This is a genomic window from Alkalibacillus haloalkaliphilus (genome assembly GCF_007991275.1).
GTDB classification, from domain to species: Bacteria; Bacillota; Bacilli; order Bacillales; family Alkalibacillaceae; genus Alkalibacillus; species Alkalibacillus haloalkaliphilus.
Window position 1 is genome coordinate 387809 of sequence record NZ_BJYA01000001.1, and the last position, 22976, is coordinate 410784.

Genomic DNA, 22976 nt, shown 5'->3' on the forward strand with positions numbered 1-22976 from the left:
TTGTGTTAAAACCACATAAAAAAGCATAATTAGCTTAACTAATTATGCTTTTCTCTCTTATGTTGTTGCTGCTACTTCATCGGCAACTTCTTGTTCATTTAGCTCTAAAATTTCAGCTGTTGATGCATGTATTTCACGGATAAGTTCTCGGTTTTCGACTAATGACTGACCATACGATGGGATCATTTCTTTAAGTTTAGGTTCCCAAGCATTAATTTGCTGAGGGAAACATCTCTCTAACACTTCAAGCATAACTGAAACGGCTGTTGATGCACCTGGAGATGCACCAAGTAAGGCTGCAATAGAACCGTCAGATGCTGTAACAACTTCTGTACCAAATTGAAGTGTTCCTTTTCCACCTTCTTCAGTGTCTTTAATCACTTGTACACGTTGGCCTGCTACAACTAAATCCCAATCTTCGCTTTTCGCATTTGGGATAAACTCTCTTAACGTTTCCATACGCTTTTCTTTAGAAAGCATTAATTGTTGAATCAAATATTTTGTTAGAGGCATTTCTTTCGCCCCTGCTGACAACATCGTAAACAAGTTGCTTGGCTTAACTGAAGTCATCAAATCAAACATGGAGCCTGTTTTTAAGAACTTAGGTGTAAAGCCGGCAAATGGTCCAAACAATAATGATTTCTCATTATTAATATAACGTGTGTCTAGGTGTGGCACTGACATTGGTGGTGCGCCGACTGGGGCTTTACCGTATACTTTAGCATAATGTTGTTCCACAACCTCAGGGTTTTTACATACCATGAACAGTCCACTAACTGGGAAACCACCAATATTCTTACCTTCAGGGATCCCTGACTTTTGGAGTAAGTGTATACTTCCACCGCCAGCACCGATAAAGACGAATTTTGCAGTATGACGTTCTACTGTATTCGTCTCTAGGTTGCGGACCTTTAACTCCCATGAGCCGTCATCTTTTTGGTTCAGTTGATCGACACTATGCTTATAGTGAACTTCTACATTTTGTTCTTTTAAATGGTCGAAAGTCTTACGTGTTAAAGCACCAAAATTAACATCCGTTCCACCATCAATTTTAGTCGCAGCAATCGGTTCCTCTACTTGACGATCTTCCATAATTAAAGGTGTCCATTCTTTAATTTGTTCTGGATCATCCGAGAACTCCATGCCTGTAAATAACGGATTACTAACCATCGCTTCATAACGTCTCTTTAAGAAATCAACATTATCTTTACCATGAACTAAACTCATATGTGGTAAAGCCTTGATAAATTCTTCTGGACGGTCAAGTTGGTTATGATTTACTTGATAAGACCAAAACTGCTTGGACACTTGAAACTGTTCATTAATCTTAGTCGCTTTTGTCGTATCAATTGAGCCGTCTGAATTTTCGCTTGTGTAGTTTAATTCACACAACGCAGCATGTCCTGTTCCTGCATTATTCCATTCATTTGAGCTTTCTTCACCCGAACGCTCGAGCTTTTCGAAAACTTTAATGTTCCAACTTGGCTCTAATTCATTTATAAGAGAACCTAATGTTGCACTCATGATGCCGGCACCAATTAAGATCACATCTGTATTATTACTCATGTTCTTTCAAACTCCTTAACGTTTTGTCCAAAAGATGTATTGACCACACTAATGTCTAGCAAGATCAATCTATAAAAATCCTCATACTACTCTAGTTTAAAGTTTTTCTACTATAAGTTTATCACTAATACTAATAGATTGAAATATATATTACGACCCGACAAAAAAGGCGGAATTTTTATACGTATTATAGATTCCACTCAATTAACAACTTCTATTTTATCTCAATATTTTGAAAAAATAAACACAACTAGACTTTTACTTTTAAAAACTTTTGGTACCGTCTTTTGTATATCTTTTTGTATTATACAAAAATTAATATTGGTACTTATGAAAGGAGGCCTTTAAAATGGCTAATTTAACTGAGTTAGAAGTAGAAAACTTACGTCACATTATTGGCGGCCACGCAACTATTGCAAACAAGCTTGAAGATTACGCTCAAAACAGTACGGACCCAGAACTAAAACAGATCTTACAAAATGATGCTCAAGCAGCTAGACAAGCCCAACAGCAGCTTATGCAATTTTTTCAATAAGGAGGAATGCCACATGCTACAGGAAAAAGATATGGTTAACGATTACTTAGCAGGATTAAATGCTAGTCTCACTGGCTATGCAGGGTTTATTAACGAATCACATAATTCAGAGCTGAGACAAACTTTAATCCAATTAAGAAACCAAGATGAATCAAGACAAAGAACGTTATACGACTACGCTCTTCAAAAAGGTTACTACCAACCAGCTGCTCCAGCGTCAGATCAAGTTGTCCAAGAAACGAAGAGTCAACTATCCTCTTCATAACAGAAATTAAAAAGCGATTCCAAAGTTGGAATCGCTTTTTACTCTAATCGAGCAAACCTTTTCCGAAGGCGCCTAAATAAACTATACTCCCCAACCTTTAACTCTTTTAAATAGTCTTCGTCAGGATTTTGAAATCGCTGTTTGATTGATTTGAACTGCCAGTCTTGATTAGGGGTCAGCTTCATTCTATTTAAGTTTCTTAAAAAATCCATACCACTGAATTCTGCTAAGCCAAATTTGTAGCCTAAAAGCATCAATGATTTAGCCTCAACTTCAGAAAAAGAATCAAGGTCTGTTCTAATATTTGATAAATAGTGTTGTACTTTAATGTTAACGCCATGGTTAACTTCGCTTAGTTCTTTATTTGTTCTCGTGTAACGTGGGAGCGCGTATCTCATATCAATATGTTCTTGATCGATATCAATATTTCTTAAGTTGTTTCTTATAATGGCGTTAATAAATATGTTTTGAGTCCGTACAATGACGTTAATTAAAAAGTTCGACGGCTTAGGTTTTGCTTCCAAATACTTAGAGCCATCACTTATGATTAAATGATTACACCCTTCATTTAACAGACTATTAGTACCTAGATTATCTAAGATCCCTCCATCAACTAACTGAATATTGAGTGGATCTTTTTTTATTGAGACAGGTTTTATAAATGCTGGTACGGCAGCTGATGCAGCAACAGCCTTTCCAACCGTAAAACCAGTTAAACAATGAGGTTCATCATTATGATGGCCTTCAACCTTCATCATTTCATCGAGATACTGTTTAATCTCACCATTTCCTTCACTCGTAAATAACCACAACTCACCGTTATTTAACGAAGTCGTGTTAACGATTATTTTATGTGATTTATTTTGTTCATATAATGGATCAATTTGTAAATCATTTAAAGATAGGTAATGATCCTCATTAAGGATACTTTTAAACACTTCATCTAACTTTTCACTTAACTCATCACCTGTCATCGTATAGAGCTTATGAAGACCCCTTAACCCGAAAATTCGAAACCCTTTTTGAACAATGGTTAAAAGATCACTCTCAACAGCTTGAACAATTCTAAGGTAATCCTCGTCTTGAATTGGTCGGTCATTCGATTCGAGCCACTTCTTTAAATGTAGATAATAGATCATACCAACAATCGAACCGCCTGAAACGGTTGAAATTGTATCGACGTCTTTTAACTTCCTGAACTCTGCTAACTGAGCTAACAAACCAACGTGAAATAAGGCAGCTCGAAAACCTCCACCTGACAGAGCTAAGCCTACTTTCTTCTGAGTGGGTTTAACAGTAGATAACTTCATGTTTATACCTACTCTCTTAAAAATCTTTATTGTTAATATATTGCTTTTTCTGAGTTCAGTTTGTGCTAAGTCGCTATTAAATTATATTAGTGTATGCCTCTTTTAACACCACTTATAGTGAAATTCGACATACACCGCTCTACTCCTTCTAAAATAAGTTCAAACACCTAGTCAATTATGAATATTCAGGCATTTGGACTTAGACGATTAAAATAAGATTTTTTTATAAATAAAAACGCTTTCCGAATAGACCTGTTGTAGTTGATAATGATATGATTGTAGATGGGAAATATATAGAATGACGATAAGGAAGTGATTTGAAATGAATCAAACACATTTTGACAAAATGAAAAACGGCAATGGTTTCATTGCTGCACTTGACCAAAGTGGCGGTAGTACTCCAAAGGCGTTAGCAGGATACGGCGTAACAGAAGACCAGTACTCAAACGAAGAAGAGATGTTTGACCTTGTCCATCAAATGCGCACACGCATCATTACTTCTCCAGCTTTTGATGCAGACAAGATTCTAGGAGCGATCCTATTCGAACAAACGATGGATCGTGAAATTGAAGGTAAGTACACTGGTGACTACCTATCTGAAAAAGGTATTGTACCTTTCTTAAAGATCGACAAAGGCTTAGCTGACGTAGAAAACGGTGTTCAACTAATGAAGCCAATCCACGATCTTGATGAAACGCTACGCCGTGCTAATGAGCGTGGCATGTTTGGTACAAAAATGCGTTCAGTCGTTCATGAACCAAACGAAGCTAATATTCAAGAAGTTGTTGAACAACAGTTCGAAATCGGTAAGAAGATTATCGATGCTGGCTTAGTTCCAATTATCGAGCCAGAAGTTGACATTAACAGCTCTGACAAAGAACAATGTGAAGAGATCCTAAAAGCTGAACTTAAGAAGCATTTAGATCAGTTAGGTTCTGATGAGTACGTTATGCTTAAGCTAACGATTCCATCAAAAGCTAACCTTTACAAAGACTTAGCTGACCATCCAAACGTTGTACGCGTTGTTGCACTATCTGGTGGTTACACTCGTGATGAAGCTAACGAAAAGTTAAAAGACCACGAAAACCTAATCGCAAGCTTCTCTCGTGCACTAGCAAGTGAACTAAACGTTAACCAATCAGAAGAAGAATTTAATAATACACTTCAAGAAGCTGTAGATTCAATCTACGACGCGTCAGTTAACAAAAACTAAATGAGCATAAACGAAGCCTGTTTCACGTGAAAAGTGAAACAGGCTTTTTTTACATAAAGTTTAATTGTATTCAATATGTTAAGAAAACAATATCTGCTATCGCAAAAGAATATAAAATATATAATTCAGCAAGATTGATGAAGAATGAAGTTTAATTACCTCTTAAGATGAACGAGAGGTGATTAAAATGTATCTAAACGCTTTGAAAAATAGAAACGCACTGTTTTATATTCTAAGCGCTGGTATTACGAATGCTGGGAATGTTATTTCAGGGATGGCATTCTTGTTTTTAGCTTATGAGCTAACGCAGTCCAACCTTTATACAACCGGCATTGCTATTTCACAAGTGCTTCCTTATCTATTTTTTGGATTAATTGGTGGCGTTGTTAGTGATTGGATTCAAAAGAGGAGACTTCTAATTATCTTTGACTTAATCAGAGTTCCTCTTATATTTTCGTTAGTCTTTTTCTTTTATTTTGGATTGTTGGAATATTGGCATTTGATTGTAGTAAGCTTTTTAATTCAGTTACTAGGGTGTTTCTATAACCCTGCTCACAGGGCTTTACTCCCCATTATAGTTCCTGTAGAGAACCGTACGGCAATTAATAGTTTACTAGACTCTGTTACTCGCGGTGCCACGGTTTTAGGTCCAATTATAAGTATTGTGTTGATTAACACAGTGGGGATCATTCATTTTTTTACAATAGATGCCGTTACTTTTTTAATAAGTGCATTACTTATATCGAAAATAACGTTGAAAGAAGATGAAAAGGGGTTAGCTGGTAAGAGTATTAAGGATGTATTTCTCACTCTAAAAAGTTTTGTCATATGGGCTAATCAACAGACACAGTTAAAAACACTATTTATCGTCACATTTATCATGGTGTTTTTGAATACATGGGTTTGGCAAGTAGGTCTTTTACTACAGTTATCAGCTACTCTCAGTAATGCAGAAGAATGGTATAGTATAATTTTAGGCACATTTGGTGTATGTGTAATTCTTGTTAATATCATTGTCCCTTATGTATGGGAACAGTTGAACCTTAAACATTATTTAATTGCTTCATCTGTTTGGAGCATGGGAATCTTTACAATAGGATTGGCCTTTGCATTACCTATATATTTTATTGGGGCGCTTATTGTTGCTATGGGACTACCCATTTCAAGCTTAGCTAGAGTTTATTTACTCCAGTTACTGCTACCGAACGATATGTTAGGAAAAGGGTTTAGTTTTAATGCATTCCTCCTATACCTATCGAATGCGATCTCACTTGGTGTATTTGGATTATTATCTACCTTTGTAAGCATTAACATAATCTTTGTAGTATGTGGTCTACTCATGATTTTAGCGGGATTAGTAAGTTACTACCTTACGATTTTACGAAAGTGACCAGGTGATTTTCCGTAAAGCATATTAAATAAACGGTTATATACATTGACTGATGAAAAACCACATTCTAAAGCGATCTCTAATATTGTTAGGTTAGTGTATTTTAATAATTGCTGACTACGCACTAACCTGTAAACTTGTAGCCATGAATAAGGAGAAATACCAATTAGCTCTTTAAATACATGTGCGAATTGATACTTACTTAAGTTCGCAACTTTTGCCATGTCTTCTAGGGTCCAATTACTCTTATAGTCATCTTTTAACGCTGTTAATGTTTTGGAAATAGGCGCATTAAAAACATTGTAATGACTTAAGTTAATGTCTGGTATGTGACTGCTAACAGCATTGTTTAAGAGTATAATACTTAAGGAAGTTAAGTTGTGATCTAAAAAAGATTGCTTAACCATCAAGGGCTCATCTTCTAAGACTTTTAAATGTCTAATGATAAATTGTGTCCATTGAGAAACGGGATTTGTAAATTGGACCAATGAAGCAAATTGGACTTCAAAAGGTTGGTTATATATGGATGACGACAATTCGTTTAACATTTGTCGATCTAATTCAACTAAAAATTTACTGTGATCAACAGCGATTTGTTTGTGGTCTTCACTAGGATTGAACATAAGGAATTGATGCTGAGACATTGTCATTTCTTGACGGTTGGTTTGATAATTAGTTGCACCACCAACAGAAAATACAAATTTGTAACAATTATCCGAGCGCCAATCACTTTCTTGATCAAAATTTTGTCTTAGTAAAAATAGCCCAACGTCGCTATGTAGTAATGTGTTCATTGAATAACCTCGTAGATCATGAAATTTAACTACTATTATAACACTTTCAGATTACCTAATAAAAAGACCTGTCTCATTTGAAAAAGTGAGACAGGTCTTTTTAGCCTTTTTATTCATATTGTGACGATTTTTTGTATTTGATATATGTATAAACTAACCAGATTACACAAGTAATAATTAATAGTAAGGATAAAATAAAAGTCACTTCACTTGAGAATGTCTCTGTGTAGATCATTATAAAAATCAATACCACTGAGAATAATGAGACCAAAATAGTTCGTTGAAACTTTTCAAGCTCATTTAAGTTCCAATAAAAAAACTTACTTCTTCTCATTACAAGGCCTCCTAAAAGAAAAATGTGACTCACTTAGTTCTTTTGTATAAGACATAAAACCTAAATAGGGACTCCCCTACACAAAAACTACCTAGAATGATATACAACAAACTCTCTGAAGCTCCATAAAGACCGAGGTATAGCCATGCAATGCCGACTACTAAAATTATAATATGAATAATGATATCTAAAGGCATTAACCTTTTTGCTTCAACCATAATAACCCCTCCACTCTTTATAAATAGTTTCTATAATTAAATCACCAATTTTACTAACTTATTATACATAAACCGCTATATGGCAGAACTCACGTGTATTATGAACTCTCAATTTCTTTTATAAACGCATATAAAGTTCTTGAGTATAAATCTGGTTGCTCTCTATGAACTAGGTGACCAGCCAACGGGATCACTGACGTATGAATTTTTGGGTTAAATTGCTTATAAGTTATAGCAGCTGATACTTCTAAATCTTGCTGTTCACCGACCATATATAAAGTTGGCATAGCAAGTTGAGATACCTCCCCTGTCTGTTCAAACGGATAAAAGTCTTCATCGCTAAAGGATTTCAACAAAGTCTTCCAGTCATTATCTTCATGAATTTCATTTAGATAGGAAACCGCTTCTTCATTATTAAACAGTTGTTCATAGTTTGCAGCTTCTTCTCTTAACATTTCAGACCAATTGTTAGGCCTAACAGGAAAAACCCCAGAAAATGTTAAAGATTTTACTTTATTAGGGTAAGCCTTTGCAAGAAGTAATGCTGCAATTCCTCCCAATGAAACTCCAGCAATATGGCACTTTTCAACATTTAAACTATCCAAAGTATCCTTAAGATCTTTTACACAATCAGTAAAGTAATCATCAATTTTCCCATTAGACTTTCCATGACCTCTTAGATCTGGGCGAATTACCTTGAAGTTTCGAGCAGAAAGGTACTCAGTTTGTTCCTCAAATTCAGTTAAACTTGTCATGCCTCCAGAGTGAATTAAAACTATTGGTTCCCCTTCACCAGTAGTGGTGTTATGTAAAATCATGAACTTCTCCCCCAACTATTTGAATCATATAAGATCTTCTTTGAGTGTAATACTTCATTATATTTACTTCCACCCCAATAAGATGACTACTCGATTATACCCTCTAAAAGATTGGATAAGGCATAATGAAACTATTGGGAACCTTGCATATAATTCCAAATGGTATCACCTAAATATTAATTATGACGAACTTGAATTCGCTGCACTTGTTGCTGCTACTGCCGTTACCACTGCAGAATCGACAGCTTGAACAGCTTCTGAAACTGAATTGGCTAAAACATTACTTTCCATGATCGCCTTAATGCGTTTTTTAGCTTCTTTTTTATCTTCTGGTGAAAACAAAATCGAAGTAAGCTGACACGTATTCAATAAACCGAGTAGTAAGACTGTTCGGTTTTCTTCTACTTGATCAATTTCTTCTGTAAATACCGCTTCTTGAACATCACGAACGAGTTTGTCCACTGCATCAACATTTTCAATTGGGTAACGGTGAATTGGAAAGATTCCTAGAAAATGACGACTGTCATCTTTAACCATGTCTTCGTTCACTAAATCTCTATATACCTGCTTTCGCAATTTGTTGTTACCGAGCTTTTGTACCCAGTACTTTGCTTTTTTATTACTTTTCGCTTGAGTAATTCGCTCTAAAGCATAATCAAGATAAGCCGTCCCAGTCGGCTTTGAGTCGACAACGATCAACTTCTTTTTCCTTATATCAACTTTATCTCTTGAAGCCAATTCCATTAATACAGCACCTGCAAGGCCATAATTAATTCGAGATGAGGCTCTTAAATAAATCGTCCCCTTTTCTCTCCTTGTCGCTAAAAGTAATAGCCGTTTCGGTAATAGCATTCTACCCCTCCAAGTGTATTTAATATTGCAACTATTAAACTAATGTTTGTTATAAGTCGTGGCATGTGGAATAAATCCTTACAAATAGGATACAACAGTTTGGATTTTTTGGCATTTAAAATGTCCTAAAAGTGAAACAGGTTATTGATCTAAAACTAACAGCATGCAGGAGTTGCCTGTGTGTAAATCATAATAAGATCAATTCAATTGAAAATATTCATTAACATACCACGCAGTAAGGTTTTAACAAATTTCCTCACGAATATTAACCAACTAGCTTCCTCCCCTACTTTTCAAACGCTAAATTCAAAAAAGTTAAAAAACTGTCACTGACCTTCACTGAGCTTCACTGACCCGCACTGAGCAATTTAAATGGCTCTCACCGCCTCTCAGTAACTTTGGAGGTATTTCGGTATGCTGATAAGATTTTTAGTAGCGAAACAAAAACTATCGGGAGGAATTATTAATGGCTAAAGAACACATTCGAATTGTAGATACAGATATACACGAGCGCGTTCACTACGAAGATATACTGAAATATTTAGACGAACCTTTTAAACATTACATTCAAAATTGTCATTGGGTACAAGAAAAACATATGCCATACACCCAGCCCTCTGTTGCAGGTGTAAACCGGGCAGACGCAGTTGTACCAGATGGGCGTCCGGCTGGTTCAGACTTAACATTTATGCAAGAACAACTGCTAGATGATATCGGTCATGAGTTTGGCATTTTAACGAGTGCATTAGATCCTTCACCATCATCGATGCATGGTTGGTATGAAATGGCGACAGCTTTAGCATCTGCTTACAATGATTGGCAAATTGAAGAATGGTTAGAGAAAGATGATCGTTTATATGGATCTGTTCATATTGCAGCACAAGATCGTGACGCTGCAGTAAAAGAGATTGAAAGAGTTGGATCCCATCCAAAGATGGTCCAAGTTTTACTACCCATTGATGACATTATGTGGGGCGATCCATTCTATCACCCTATTTTTGAAGCTGCAGAAAAGCATAATTTAATGATTGGTATGCACCATAATGAGCCGCCTGTCTATTATGGGAAATGGCCAAGGTATTTTATTGAGTGGCATACATTAATTTCTACTGCTCATATGAAACAAGTGACGAATATGATTTTCAATGGTGTATTTGATAAGTTCCCTAATCTCGGGTTAATGATGATTGAAGGCGGATTTACTTGGGTTCCCCACATTATGTGGAAAATGGACCAGCAATACCGCGACTTGCGCCATGAAGTCCCTTGGTTGAAACGAAAGCCCAGTGATATTTTCAAAGCACAGATTCGAGTAACAACTCAACCAGCTGAAGAAGTAACTAAACAAGAATTTATGTCTCTCATTGAACAAATGGGAACGGATGAAATATTATGCTTCTCTACCGATTACCCACACTGGGACTATGATTCGCCAACTCGTGCATTACCGAATCTAGACTTAGAACTAAAGAAGAAAATATTCGCAGATAATGCAAAAGCATTTTATCCAAAACTACCTAATTAGTAGGAGGACTATGTTATGACTGAAAATATAGTATGTAAAAAAACTGATTTAGAGCCTGGTGAAATGAAAGCAGTTGATCTCGGGAAGCAAAATATATTAATTTGCCGAACACTAGATGGTGAATTTTATGCTTTTTTAAATCAATGTACCCACCAAGGCGCTCCACTAGATAAAGGGATGATTTGTGGAGCAACAACTGGTGAGAGTCAACCAGGAGACTACCATTACTGCCGAAAAGGGGAAATTATTCGTTGCCCATGGCATGGCAGAGAATTTGATATAAAAGACGAAGGTAGAATGCTAGCCAATCCTAATAAAAAACTACCTAGTTATAAAGTACGAGTAGAAAACGAAGACGTAATCGTATACAAGTAATAAAAAGAAGGTGAAAACTATGAACCAACCTGAGAATGCTGTAGATTCCATTATTATTGGAGCAGGACCTGCAGGTTTATTCGCTGCCTTTTACGGCGGTATGCGCGAGATGTCGATCAAAGTCATTGATAGCTTACCACAAGTGGGCGGGCAGTTAATGGCTCTTTACCCAGAAAAATATATTTATGATGTAGCCGGCTTTCCAAAAATTTTAGCAAAAGACTTAGTTAACCAATTAGAAGAACAAGCGAAGCAATTCAACCCGGAAATATGCTTAGAAGAAAGTGTTCAATATGTGAAAAAGTTGGATGACCAGCTCTTTGAAGTCACGACGACTAAACATGTTCACTACGCGAAGACAGTGATTATTACAAGTGGTGCTGGTGCCTTCCAACCACGCCGCCTGAAACATGAGAAAGCAAGTCAGTACGAAGGGAATAACCTTCACTACTCGATTACGGATTTTCATTCTTTTAAAGGTAAAAAAGTATGCGTGGCAGGCGGTGGCGATTCTGCTGTTGATTGGGCATTAATGTTAGAAGACATTGCAAAGGAAGTCACACTTATCCATCGTCGAGATAAATTTAGAGCACATGAGCACAGTGTCAATCTATTAAATAAGTCTACTATTCAAATTAAAACACCAATGGTTATTGATGACCTCATTGGTCATGGCGGGTTCATTGAACAGATTTTAATCAAAGAAAGCAAAGGGGATCTGACAGAAAATCTTAATGTCGATTCTCTTATAGTTAATCACGGATTCATTACAGACTTAGGTGTTATCAAAGAATGGGGATTGGATCTGCAAAAGAATTCAATTGTCGTCAATGAAAAGATGGAAACGAATATTTCAGGGATTTATGCAGCTGGTGACATTACTACACACGCCGGTAAAGTTAAACTAATCGCTTCCGGTTTTGGGGAAGCACCAACCGCCATCAGCCAAGCAAAACACTATATCAACCCTAAAGCAAGAGTACAACCACCACACAGTACGACAGTGTTTGCCGGGATGTAGGTTAGTTTTAAAAGGAGGAAGCTCGACTTTATGACAATAAAAAAGATGTTCATAGATGGGAAATGGGTGCATGCAAGTAGTGGACAAATACGTACCATTATTAATCCATTCAACCAAGAAGAGATTGCAACTGTAACAGAAGGCGATCAATCAGATGCAAAAGCGGCAATCATAGCCGCTAGAAAAGCTTTCGATCAAGGTGATTGGTCAAGTACCCCAGCTACAGAACGATCAAGTATTGTTCATAAAATTGCCGACTTAATCGAAAGAGACCAACAAAAACTAGCCGAACTTGAGTCGTTGGATACAGGTAAAACAGTTGAAGAAAGTCGTGAAGATATGGTTGATATTGCTGGAGTATTCCGCTATTATGCTGAAATTGGTGATAAAAATGGTGGCGAAATCATTTCTTCTCCAATACCAAACTCAGTGAGTAAAGTTGTGCACGAGCCTGTCGGGGTTTGTGGTCAAATTACACCTTGGAACTATCCATTACTACAAGCATCATGGAAACTTGCACCTGCCTTGGTTACTGGGAACACACTTGTGATGAAACCAAGTGAAATAACACCACTTACGACTATTAAAATGTTTGAATTAATAGAAGAAGCAGGTGTCCCAGCAGGTGTTGCGAACCTTGTGCTCGGCGCAGGCCATACCGTTGGGGCTGAGCTTTCTACAAATGTTGATGTTGACTTAATCTCTTTTACAGGTGGTATTGAAACAGGGAAAAAGATTATGCAAGCTGCTAGTGTTAATGTGAAAAAACTAGCACTTGAACTCGGTGGGAAAAACCCTAACATTGTGTTTGCTGATGCTGATTTTAATACAGCAGTCGATCAAGCTATGAATGCTGTATTCTTCCACGCTGGACAAATTTGTTCAGCAGGTACGAGGCTTATTGTTGAAGAAAGTATTCACGACGAGTTTGTTGAAGCATTAGTCGAACGTGTTAATAATATAAAACTAGGTAATGGTTTTGATAAAGACACCCAAATGGGTCCACTCATTTCTGCTGAGCATTTAGCAAAGGTGGAAAAGTATGTGGAAACAGGTAAACAAGAAGGAGCGAAACTTTTAACAGGCGGTAGGCGCCCAAAAGACCCAGCACTTCAAAACGGCTTTTTCTATTTACCGACGATTTTTACGAATTGCACAACCGATATGCACATTATACAATATGAAGCATTCGCCCCAATCATTACCGTAGAAAAGTTCCAAACAGAGCAAGAAGCGATCAACCTAGCAAATAACTCCACTTATGGCCTAGCAGGTGGCGTGTGGACAAACGACATTGTTAAAGCAGAGCGTTGCGTTGCTAAAATGCGCATGGGAACTGTGTGGATTAACGAATATAACGTTTATTTCCCTCATGCACCATGGGGTGGTTACAAACAATCTGGTATCGGTCGCGAATTAGGTAAACTTGGACTAGAAGAATATACAGAAACAAAGCATATTCTCCACAACTTGAAACCAGAACCTATTAACTGGTTTGGCGATTAATTAGTATTTTATAATAGTTTTTAGCAAGTATAGGAGTAATAGCAAAAAAGACGATCATTAAGTATGATCGTCTTTTTTTAAGGCTATTTTATTTTTTATTTAAGATCAAAACGGTCTGCATTCATTACTTTAACCCATGCATCAACGAAGTCACGTACGAACTTCTCTTTATTATCATCTTGTGCATAAACTTCTGCAATTGAGCGTAATACAGAGTTTGAGCCGAACACAAGGTCAACACGAGTTGCTGTACGAGTGACTTCACCAGTCTTACGGTCATGTCCTTCATAAATAGTACCGTCTACAGGCTTCCACTCAACGCCCATATCTAGTAGGTTTACAAAGAAGTCGTTAGTTAGAGTACCAACTTGATCAGTGAATACGCCGTGTTGTGTTCCACTGTGGTTAGTACCTAGTACACGCATACCACCAACTAGTACAGTCATTTCTGGTGCCGTTAAGCCTAGTAGTTGAGCTTTGTCTAACATTAGCTCTTCTGGACTTACACTGTACTCTTTCTTTTGATAGTTGCGGAATCCGTCAGCTACTGGCTCTAAATCGTCAAAGCTATCTGCATCTGTTTGCTCTTCTGTAGCATCACCACGTCCTGGAGCGAATGGAACAGTTACATCAACGCCTGCATCACGTGCCGCTTTTTCTACTGCTGCACTACCACCTAGTACAATTAAGTCAGCAAGGCTAACTTTCTGATCTAGATGACCTTGAACTTCTTCTAGTACATTTAGTACTCTTTCAAGTTGTTCAGGCTGGTTAACATCCCAATCCTTTTGTGGAGCAAGGCGAATACGTGCACCATTTGCGCCTCCGCGGTGGTCTGAACCACGGTAAGTGCTTGCTGAAGCCCATGCCGTTGTTACAAGTTCACTAGTTGTAAGATCAGTGTCTAAGATTAAAGCTTTAATCTTTTCTACCTCTTCATCTGATAGCTCGTAATCAACTTCTGGTACTGGATCTTGCCAGATTAGTTCTTCTTCTGGAACTTCTGGACCTAAATATCTTGAACGAGGCCCCATGTCACGGTGTAATAACTTAAACCATGCACGAGCAAACGCGTCTGCGAACTCTTCTGGATTCTCATGGAAACGACGAGAAATCTTTTCATAAGTTGGATCCATACGCATTGCCATATCTGCAGTTGTCATCATTGTTTCAACCTTAACAGAAGAATCTTCTGCATCAGGTGCTAAGTGATCTTCAGTAGGGTTAACTGGTCTCCACTGATTTGCACCTGCAGGGCTCTTTGTTAGCTCCCATTCATAACCAAACAATAGGTCAAAGTAAGTGTTGTCCCATTTTGTTGGTGTTGGAGTCCAAGCGCCTTCAATACCACTTGTAATGGTATCACTGCCTTTTCCACTAGCATGTGTGCTTAACCAACCTAAGCCTTGTGCTTCAATCGGAGCCGCTTCTGGTTCTGGACCTACGTGAGCTGCATCTCCTGCACCGTGTGATTTACCGAAAGTATGTCCACCAGCTGTTAAAGCTACTGTCTCTTCATCGTTCATTCCCATACGTGCAAACGTTTCACGAATGTCTTCAGCACTCTTTAACGGGTCAGGGTTACCGTCTGGACCTTCTGGGTTAACATAGATTAGACCCATCTGAACAGCAGCAAGTGGGTTCTCAAGCTCGCGGTCTTCGCTGTAACGGTTGTTACCTAACATTTCCGTTTCAGTACCCCAGTAGATGTCCTCTTCTGGATGCCAAATATCTTCGCGGCCACCACCGAAACCGAATGTCTTACCACCCATAGATTCGATTGCCACGTTACCAGTTAGAAGCAGTAAGTCAGCCCAAGAAATTTGGTTACCATACTTCTGCTTAATTGGCCATAGCAGGCGACGTGCTTTATCTAAGTTACCGTTGTCTTCCCAGCTGTTAAGTGGAGCAAAACGTTGGTTACCCGTTCCACCGCCACCACGGCCGTCACCAGAACGGTAAGTACCAGCTGCGTGCCAAGCCATACGAATAAAGAACGGACCATAGTGACCAAAGTCTGCCGGCCACCAGTCTTGGCTATCTGTCATTAGATCATGAAGGTCTTTTTTTAGAGCCTTGTAATCTAGTTTTTGGAATTCCTCTGCATAATCAAAGTCTTCACTCATCGGATTAGGTTTTGTGTCATGCTGATGAAGGATACTTAAGTTTAGTTGATTTGGCCACCAGTCTTTATTAGTAGTAGCGTTTGATTCATTCGTTGTAACACTACCGTGACTAAATGGGCAGCCTCCAGTGTTTGTATTTTTCTTTGTGTCCATAATTATTTATTACCCTCCTCATACAATTTAAAATAGCCAACATTTGGACTATTCTATTAATAATTATTACATATTTGGGATTTACTTGCCTTTAATTTGCTCACCAAAAACTAAATGTGAGCCTAAATTAATAATACCATATATCACTTTATAGTCAATATTTATTTATAATAATTATAAATAAAGCATGTTGTGAGTTTAATAGATTATTTATATCATTATTTAAACACGATGAAATGTAACTATACAAACGTTATACTCAGGTTATTTTTCAGTCTGATTGTTTCAAACTAAGCAGGGTAATTGTAACTAGGATAAGCCCCATGCCAAGAAACTGAATAATAGTCATATGATCTCCTAAAAGTAGCAGTCCGAATAATGAAGCTGTCACCGGCTCTACCATAGCGACCATTGATGCAGTGGTTGGAGTAGTCATTCGAAGACCAATCAGATAGATAATAAATGATATTCCAGCCCCTAATATTCCTATTAGTAAAAACCAGCCTATGTCACTAGATGTCACGACAGTCGCTGCTTCCTCATTGTCCATGAATAGGAAAAGGACAAGACAAAATGATAAAAAGGCGATTGTTAAAGTGGCCTGTGGCTTACCGATCGAAGAGGCATTTTTAAATCCAAATATAAACAAAGCATAAGAAAGTCCAGAAGCTAACCCTGCTGCTGTCCCTAGAAAACTTACTGAAATCGATTCGGTATTGTAAGCACCTGTAAGGAAGAAGATCCCCATAAGGACAGAGGAAATACATCCCCATTTAAACCAAGTCGATTGCTCTATACCTATTAAAAAGGAAACCAAAAGGACAAATATAGGAGCGGTATACATTAAAGTAACAGCCACAGCAACGCTTGATTCTTGGATACTTAAAAAATAAAAAGTGAAATTTCCTGCAACACCAACACCAGCTAAAAAAGACCATATGTAGAAACGAGTGGAGTAAATCCAATTCAGCCTAAAGCGATAGAGGAACCACAAGAAAAAACATATAAACCCAACAGCTCCTCGAAAAAATGAAATGACAATAGGACTCCAGCCTTTGCTCATTAATATATCAGCAATTCCACCCGTAATCCCCCAGCATATAGCAGCTAACATCACTAAACCTACACCTGCAAATTTCAATCGCGTGCCCCCTACAAATCAGTCATAGTACCAATCATTTACACTATATAAAACCAACCAGGGTTTAATAACTTAAACTCAATGGCAAAATAATTCTCCTTACCAAACTTATGTGTATTTAAAAAAGGTATTAAAGATATTTCCTCTTAAATCACCAATTTAAACTCAAATTAACACAAAAGTATTTTTTAACTTTAATGTGTTCCAATACTGGAAATTTGTAATAATAAAAAACAACTGAATGGGTTAGCCAATCACGGTGAAAATTTAGCTTTCGAAGTATAGATTTCTTCGCCTTATCAAAAGCTATTCATAAACATCAAAGGAGGGGATCGAAAATGGGCGGAACACCTAAAGGACCAAAACAGCAGAAAGAACCAAATTTACCAAAGAGTCCGAAACAGCCATATGGCGAACCAATGCAAGGCTCACACAAAGTCAAACAGGGAAACCATTCACGGCAAAAACAAAAATCGGATCATGATATGTAGATTGCAGAAGACAAGGGCTACTCAATAAGAAAGATAGAAAAACTCCTCTTCAGGGTAAGTGTGTCCTGGAGAGGAGAGTAACATTGATTGAGTAATTATAAATTGGAAAGAAGTCGTTAATTTAGAAGTTCTTGAGCATCATCTTAAAGCCCACTCCATTCGACTAGTAAGTAAACTTCTATTAAGCCCTCCTGTTAAGTTCAGTACTTGATGGCTAAATTCTGGTTCCTTTTTACCCGAATACTCTTCCCACACTTCACTTACATATTTTAAGTTTTCAGCAGTAATTATAGCAACATCCGTATCATCTTCTGAAAATGCTTTAAGTTTTTGCGCCTGATAAACCGCTTCTTGAGTAAAGTCACTGGTAACTATCAAGAATATCGAAACTCGTGTAGGTTCTGATCTAATATACCCTAAAAATTGTTCAAGGTGTTCTTCTGGGAAGGTGTAAGGCTTTTCTACACTTTTGTTGTCCCATAATAAACTATCCTTAGAACTAATCTTAATTTTACCGTCAGCGTGCTTACTTCCTTTCATGTTCTCTAATTGCAGCTTAAGTTTCTTCTCGAAAAGGTATCGTGTGGCTTCCTCAAAATATTTCTCAACCTGGTTATCCTTCTCAATTACTTTATTAGCCCGTAAAGCTTTATAGTTACGCGAAGCTAGATCATCAAAATAATCATAATAAATAGAACGTTCATCTGTAGGATCTGAGTCTACCGTTGTCGTCACATTTTCATAATAATCTATTATATTCTGTATCTTGGTTTCCTTTGTTCCGCTTACATTAGATCCATCTAGTGAACGAAGTAACTGTGTTAAATCTGAAGTATTTAAATGAGAGAGTGCTTTTGAAGGTAATATATTATATTTTACAATCTTATCTACTAACTGATCTTTGTTACCACTCATATTTATATTAATTGTAGATAATATAGTCTTTATCTGTTTTATGTTTAATGAGTTCAATAACTCAATGTAAGTTGCTGTTCGAAGCTCTTCTCCCATCTCATACCTAACTTCTCTAACGATATCATGAGGTATGACGTAATAAACATCATCCGTTTTGAACCGCAACAATATCCCTCTAAGTTGAAGATCCTTAAGAGATTGATCCACATGTTTTGAGTTATGTAGTTTATTACCCTTCTGAGGAAATCTCCCAATTCTACTTTCCATAATGTAATGCTCTCTTGTTGTCAGCCCAAGGACCTCACGAAGAGTATATAAAATATTTATTTCATCGGACGTTAAAGCTTCCCCTTTACTCCAAGCCGTGTTCAAGACGGCACTATACACTCGGAAAGACGTCTCATCAATCTTATTTTCAACAAAATAATCATCCTGACTATCCTCTAGAATCTGCCTTTCAAGTTCCAAAACATTCTCATGCATCTCTTTTTCTGAAAGAATGTAACCTTCGCTTCCAAGTAAACATTTCAAAATAAATCGATTCATTAATGTAATATCACGATTCGCTTCCCTAAAGTCCAAATTTAGTTTGACTCTTTCAGCATTCTTAAACTCATCAATATTCTTAATTATAATGTCCCGCATTTCCTCTTCATTGTTTAACTTCACATCTTTTAAAAAGCTATCCACTGTCCTTGACAAATACATCTTCGACATTAACGGTAATACATCTTGTAAATGCATGAGTATACCCTCTCCTTATCATAGACTGTAATCAAAACGGGGCTTTTCTTTCATATCTTTTCCATAATAATAACATATTTAGGTAATTTTTAGTTACTATTGTTTAAAAATTATGAAGAGTTAGAAATATTTCATAGCCTATGGCATTCTAAGACTGCAGCGAATTTAAATTTAACTTGATGTCTCCATTGCTATTGAAAATTCATAAAAAGTCAGGCTGTTATAGTAAATTAACAGCCTGACTTTGGATTTAACTTAAATAATCTCTTGTATATTAACTGCTCCCTTATTATCCAACCTTTTAATTATAATATTGCTGTTAAAAAGACTATTCTACCAATGAGTAAGAGCACTTGAGATTTTTGCTTCCATACAAACATAATTATATAGTGGCACTAATCAGTATAATAGAAATAATTGTTAACCAATCCAATATCTTAACCTCCAAATAAGTTTTAACTCAAATTCTTTTCACATTAGGTGATTAAAGTTCTAACTATGCAGTAATTGCAGATAATTCAAGAACCTAAGTTTTGATACTTTCTAGGGTCTTGAACCACCCAAATTTAACTATTGGATTATGGTAAAATTGGCTTTGGAGGGGATAGTACATGCGAAAATTTTTCTATGATCTAACACTAAAGTACTTGAAAATGACTACTAACCAGCTGCTGAAAAAAATTAATAAAGATAAAAACCGAATAGAAGTTGAATCAACAATGAGAGATTTTGAAAAACAATTACAGGAGCATGGGATATTAGATGAATCTGGTTTATTAGCTGGCTCTCTTCCAAAACGAAAAGAGCCGCTACGCTTAGTTAATGCATTTATTTTTGCTCAGGAAAACCCTAATGAAGAAAATTATTATATTCAAACTGCTAAAGTGTGGACTCATCAAAAGGATCGAAATATCCCAATTATTATTGCTCAGTCTATATTAGCAACTTTTGGAGTTGCATTAGGCGTTCTTCTCGCTATGGAACACTTTGGATTCGAAGTTAGCACATGGATTGGTTTAATAGGATTTATGCCCATTTTAGGAATAATAGCCGCAGCATTCGGTTCGGGGAGGAAACGCTGGGTATGGGTCATTATAAACTTTGTAACCTCTCAATTGTACAGTCTTTTTATTATCACTTAATGCCGGTCCAATAATTCAGGAGGGTTTTATATGAAAAGAAAAAACCATAAATATCCAATTACATTTGGTTTATTTGCTTTCTTTATTACATTATTTTTGGCTTTTCTTATCGAATCTCCCTATCCTATTTTAGCAAGTCTATTTGTTGGCTTTTTAATTCTTGAATTGAGTTATTACTATTATTTTAATAAACAGAAAAAACATAACAACCTTTAAAACAACCTTCCTTCTCTTACCTCATATCAATGAGTGGAAGAAGAGTTTGGCATTCTTCTTGATTAATAGGAAGATAACCTATCTCATAAACACTGTGATATAGGGACACCATATCATTCTAAATCCATCTTTATTGTGCTAAAAAGGTAACATGTAGAAACTATTAAAAATCCGAAGCTAATGCTTCGGATTTAATCTTCTGCTAATATGCCAGTGGCCATACCCTCAGCATTTTGATTTTGCTTCTCCCATAGAATCTAGTAGTTGCGTAGTAGCTAAGGCACTAAACGGTAATGGAACATGATGTTTAAGTCCTTGGTTGTTAGCAGCTGTTAAATCATTTAGTAGGATATTTAAGGTAGTATCTGCAGTCCATTCAGACACATCACTCCAATTTCTAACTACCCAGCTATCACCTGTACTGACTTGTAACAGGTTCAATAATTCGTCTTCAGGTAAGTTGAAGTGTTTTGCTAATTTAAGGCCTTCTGCAACAGCATTCGTATTAATTCCAAGAATAAGATTGTTAATTAGCTTAGCAATCTGGCTATTACCTGTTTCGTTCCCGTAGTAAAATATGTTGGAACCCATCGCCTCAAAGTATGGCTGAAACGACGTTACGATATTTTCAGGACCCGAAACCATAATGGACAAGGTGCCCGCTTCAGCACCGGAAACGCCTCCACTCACACCAGCATCAATTAAATTCAAGTCGCTTTCTTCTTCTACTTTTTGGTTTAACTGTTTCATCGTATCTGGGTCAAGTGTACTCATACAAGTGACCGTCTTACCTTTCGTCTCACCAGTGAAAAGACCATCCGTTCCAAAAATGACCTCAACATTCTGATCATAGTCACGCACCATCGATATAATCGCTTCATCAGATTGGTCGGCCACTTCTTTTAAAGTCTCTACCATCGTTATTCCTTCTGCTTCAGCTTTTTCGTAAACGCCTTTAAAAGCATCATAACCGATCACTTCAAAACCAGCTTTCTTTAAATTAACAGCCATCGGAAAACCCACTGCCCCTAATCCTACGAAACCAATTTTTTTACTCAATGGTCATGCCCCCTCAATATATAAATAATTTCTCTTATCGTAACCACTTTAATTATTCACAGCAAATAAAAGCGATCTAATCAATGTGAATCAACCTTAGGAACTTTCAAGCTAAGTAAAATTTACTGGTAAACTCATATACTCTATGTGTTTTGTAGTTATTTCTTCAAGTGATTTTTTTCAACAAAATCATCAAAATCGTCTTTTATATTTTGTTTTAAGCGGTTTTGGTTATATTTTTCATATTGCTCAATGGCAATTTGTTCAGCCACGGTCTTCGATACTTTTCCAGCGTTTTCGAGAATATCCCTTTCATTAAACTGAAGAAAAGCATTTAGTTTATCAACCCAATCATTCATATACATTGGTCTTTGCCTCTCTGCTTGGTCTTCTGCATAATCCAAATACATTGTTACAATTCGATTTAATGACTTTAACTCTTTTTCAGTTAAGTAATTTTTAGCGACTGTAACATCCGGCTTACGAACTTTATCTCCTTTCCAAGAAGTCAAACCCATATTTTCTTCTTGAGCACTAGCTCTATTTGCAATCAATTCGGCAGCCGTCTGACCATGTATAGCAAAATGAAGTTTATTTTGAACTGTTGCAAAGAATTCCTGTGTAATTTCTGCTCTAGGATCATAATCAACAGATGTAGAATAAATATCAGTGATTTTATTATAAAATCTCTTCTCAGAAGCACGGATATCTCGAATTCGTTCAAGGAGTTCGTCGAAATAGTCTTGACCAAAATTACGAATTTCTTTTAAGCGTTCATCATCCATTGTAAAGCCTTTGACCAAATATTCATTCAAACGTTCTGTCGCCCACTGGCGGAATTGTGTACCTCTATGGGATCGAACTCGATAACCGATTGCGATAATCATTTCGAGATTGTAGTGTTTTGCTTTTCTTTTTATCTCTCTTGAACCTTCATTTTGAACTTGTAAGTAATACTTACAAGTTGCTTCTTCTTGTAATTCGCACTCTTCGTAAATTTTTTTTATGTGTAATGTGATATTTTGTGGTGATGTTTGATAAAGCTCTGCTATTGCCTTTTGAGTCATCCAAACTGTTTCATTTTCTAATCTTACATCTATTTTTGTATTTCCTTCTTCAGTTTGGTAAATCAGGATATTTGTATCATTTTGCATTAAACCTCTCACTCCTTTTATCTCCTATTCTCTATAATTATATCATTTTTAGAACATTTGTTCTTTTATTGATTATAGAAAACCCTTCAAACTTTTTACTGTTTAAAGGGCAT

General features: G+C 36.7%; 21 protein-coding genes. 11 read left to right on the top strand and 10 right to left on the bottom strand.

The annotated features are described in order from the left end of the window. Nucleotides 1-57: 57 nt before the first annotated feature. On the bottom strand, nt 58-1566 hold the full coding sequence (locus tag AHA02nite_RS01930) for a malate:quinone oxidoreductase (protein ID WP_146813837.1): 1509 nt from the start codon (nt 1564-1566) through the stop codon (nt 58-60). A gap of 349 nt (nt 1567-1915) precedes the next feature. Here AHA02nite_RS01930 and AHA02nite_RS01935 point away from each other — a divergent pair, with 349 nt between their 5' ends. Further along, nucleotides 1916-2101 (top strand): hypothetical protein, encoded by a 186-nt coding sequence (locus tag AHA02nite_RS01935; protein WP_146813839.1) that lies wholly within the window; start codon nt 1916-1918, stop codon nt 2099-2101. A 13-nt stretch (nt 2102-2114) separates the two neighbouring features. Next, nucleotides 2115-2366: a spore coat protein gene (locus AHA02nite_RS01940; RefSeq protein WP_146813841.1), complete on the top strand. Its 252-nt coding sequence runs from the start codon at nt 2115-2117 to the stop codon at nt 2364-2366. Nucleotides 2367-2404: 38 nt separating this feature from the next. On the opposite strand, the gene AHA02nite_RS01945 is transcribed toward AHA02nite_RS01940, so the two are convergent. Beyond that, nucleotides 2405-3676, bottom strand: coding sequence for a patatin-like phospholipase family protein (locus AHA02nite_RS01945; RefSeq protein ID WP_146813843.1), 1272 nt, complete (start codon nt 3674-3676; stop codon nt 2405-2407). A 322-nt stretch (nt 3677-3998) separates the two neighbouring features. Between AHA02nite_RS01945 and AHA02nite_RS01950 the strand changes: the two genes are divergently transcribed. Both AHA02nite_RS01950 and AHA02nite_RS01955 read left to right on the top strand, forming a co-directional pair. Next, entirely contained in the window at nt 3999-4889 is an 891-nt protein-coding gene (locus AHA02nite_RS01950) for a fructose bisphosphate aldolase (RefSeq protein WP_146813845.1), read from the top strand. Between the two features lie 187 nt (nt 4890-5076). Continuing rightward, the gene (locus AHA02nite_RS01955; protein WP_146813847.1) at nt 5077-6279 is read left to right on the top strand and encodes an MFS transporter; all 1203 of its coding nucleotides are present in this window, start codon (nt 5077-5079) and stop codon (nt 6277-6279) included. Here the strand turns inward: AHA02nite_RS01955 and AHA02nite_RS01960 are convergent. The 3 genes from AHA02nite_RS01960 to AHA02nite_RS01970 form a co-directional block, all read right to left on the bottom strand. Further along, on the bottom strand, nt 6255-7073 hold the full coding sequence (locus tag AHA02nite_RS01960; protein WP_146813848.1) for an AraC family transcriptional regulator: 819 nt from the start codon (nt 7071-7073) through the stop codon (nt 6255-6257). The genes AHA02nite_RS01955 and AHA02nite_RS01960 overlap by 25 nt on opposite strands. Before the next feature lie 650 nt (nt 7074-7723). Next, the gene (locus tag AHA02nite_RS01965) at nt 7724-8443 is read right to left on the bottom strand and encodes an alpha/beta fold hydrolase (RefSeq protein ID WP_146813850.1); all 720 of its coding nucleotides are present in this window, start codon (nt 8441-8443) and stop codon (nt 7724-7726) included. Between the two features lie 180 nt (nt 8444-8623). Beyond that, nucleotides 8624-9295: a GOLPH3/VPS74 family protein gene (locus AHA02nite_RS01970; protein ID WP_146813852.1), complete on the bottom strand. Its 672-nt coding sequence runs from the start codon at nt 9293-9295 to the stop codon at nt 8624-8626. A 466-nt stretch (nt 9296-9761) separates the two neighbouring features. Between AHA02nite_RS01970 and AHA02nite_RS01975 the strand changes: the two genes are divergently transcribed. Genes AHA02nite_RS01975 through betB form a run of 4 tightly spaced genes read left to right on the top strand, consistent with a single transcriptional unit; the run spans nt 9762 to nt 13722 of the window. After that, on the top strand, nt 9762-10820 hold the full coding sequence (locus AHA02nite_RS01975) for an amidohydrolase family protein (RefSeq protein WP_146813854.1): 1059 nt from the start codon (nt 9762-9764) through the stop codon (nt 10818-10820). Between the two features lie 15 nt (nt 10821-10835). Next, complete coding sequence (locus AHA02nite_RS01980; RefSeq protein ID WP_146813856.1) at nt 10836-11195, top strand: Rieske (2Fe-2S) protein; 360 nt, start codon at nt 10836-10838, stop codon at nt 11193-11195. Nucleotides 11196-11214: 19 nt separating this feature from the next. Next, complete coding sequence (locus tag AHA02nite_RS01985; protein WP_146813857.1) at nt 11215-12216, top strand: NAD(P)/FAD-dependent oxidoreductase; 1002 nt, start codon at nt 11215-11217, stop codon at nt 12214-12216. 30 nt (nt 12217-12246) lie between these two features. Next, nucleotides 12247-13722, top strand: a complete 1476-nt coding sequence (gene betB, locus AHA02nite_RS01990; RefSeq protein WP_146813859.1) for a betaine-aldehyde dehydrogenase — start codon at nt 12247-12249, stop codon at nt 13720-13722. Between the two features lie 95 nt (nt 13723-13817). Here the strand turns inward: betB and katG are convergent, their stop codons facing one another. Further along, a complete protein-coding gene (katG, locus tag AHA02nite_RS01995; protein ID WP_146813861.1) occupies nt 13818-16001 on the bottom strand; it encodes a catalase/peroxidase HPI in 2184 nt (727 codons plus the stop codon). Nucleotides 16002-16272: 271 nt separating this feature from the next. Further along, nucleotides 16273-17142 (bottom strand): DMT family transporter, encoded by an 870-nt coding sequence (locus AHA02nite_RS02000; protein ID WP_146813863.1) that lies wholly within the window; start codon nt 17140-17142, stop codon nt 16273-16275. 338 nt (nt 17143-17480) lie between these two features. On the opposite strand from AHA02nite_RS02000, the gene AHA02nite_RS02005 reads away from it, so the two are divergent. Further along, a complete protein-coding gene (locus AHA02nite_RS02005) occupies nt 17481-17633 on the top strand; it encodes a small acid-soluble spore protein P (RefSeq protein ID WP_017186188.1) in 153 nt (50 codons plus the stop codon). A 138-nt stretch (nt 17634-17771) separates the two neighbouring features. On the opposite strand, the gene AHA02nite_RS02010 is transcribed toward AHA02nite_RS02005, so the two are convergent. Beyond that, nucleotides 17772-19292, bottom strand: coding sequence for a hypothetical protein (locus AHA02nite_RS02010; RefSeq protein WP_146813865.1), 1521 nt, complete (start codon nt 19290-19292; stop codon nt 17772-17774). Nucleotides 19293-19903: 611 nt separating this feature from the next. On the opposite strand from AHA02nite_RS02010, the gene AHA02nite_RS02015 reads away from it, so the two are divergent. Together AHA02nite_RS02015 and AHA02nite_RS02020 are read left to right on the top strand one after the other, a co-directional pair. Then, nucleotides 19904-20434, top strand: coding sequence for a hypothetical protein (locus AHA02nite_RS02015; protein WP_146813867.1), 531 nt, complete (start codon nt 19904-19906; stop codon nt 20432-20434). A 30-nt stretch (nt 20435-20464) separates the two neighbouring features. Next, nucleotides 20465-20650 (top strand): hypothetical protein, encoded by a 186-nt coding sequence (locus AHA02nite_RS02020; protein WP_146813869.1) that lies wholly within the window; start codon nt 20465-20467, stop codon nt 20648-20650. Nucleotides 20651-20875: 225 nt separating this feature from the next. Here the strand turns inward: AHA02nite_RS02020 and AHA02nite_RS02025 are convergent, their stop codons facing one another. Both AHA02nite_RS02025 and AHA02nite_RS02030 read right to left on the bottom strand, forming a co-directional pair. Then, a complete protein-coding gene (locus AHA02nite_RS02025; protein ID WP_146813871.1) occupies nt 20876-21709 on the bottom strand; it encodes an NAD(P)-dependent oxidoreductase in 834 nt (277 codons plus the stop codon). 158 nt (nt 21710-21867) lie between these two features. Then, the gene (locus AHA02nite_RS02030) at nt 21868-22863 is read right to left on the bottom strand and encodes a virulence RhuM family protein (RefSeq protein ID WP_146813873.1); all 996 of its coding nucleotides are present in this window, start codon (nt 22861-22863) and stop codon (nt 21868-21870) included. Nucleotides 22864-22976: the final 113 nt, after the last annotated feature.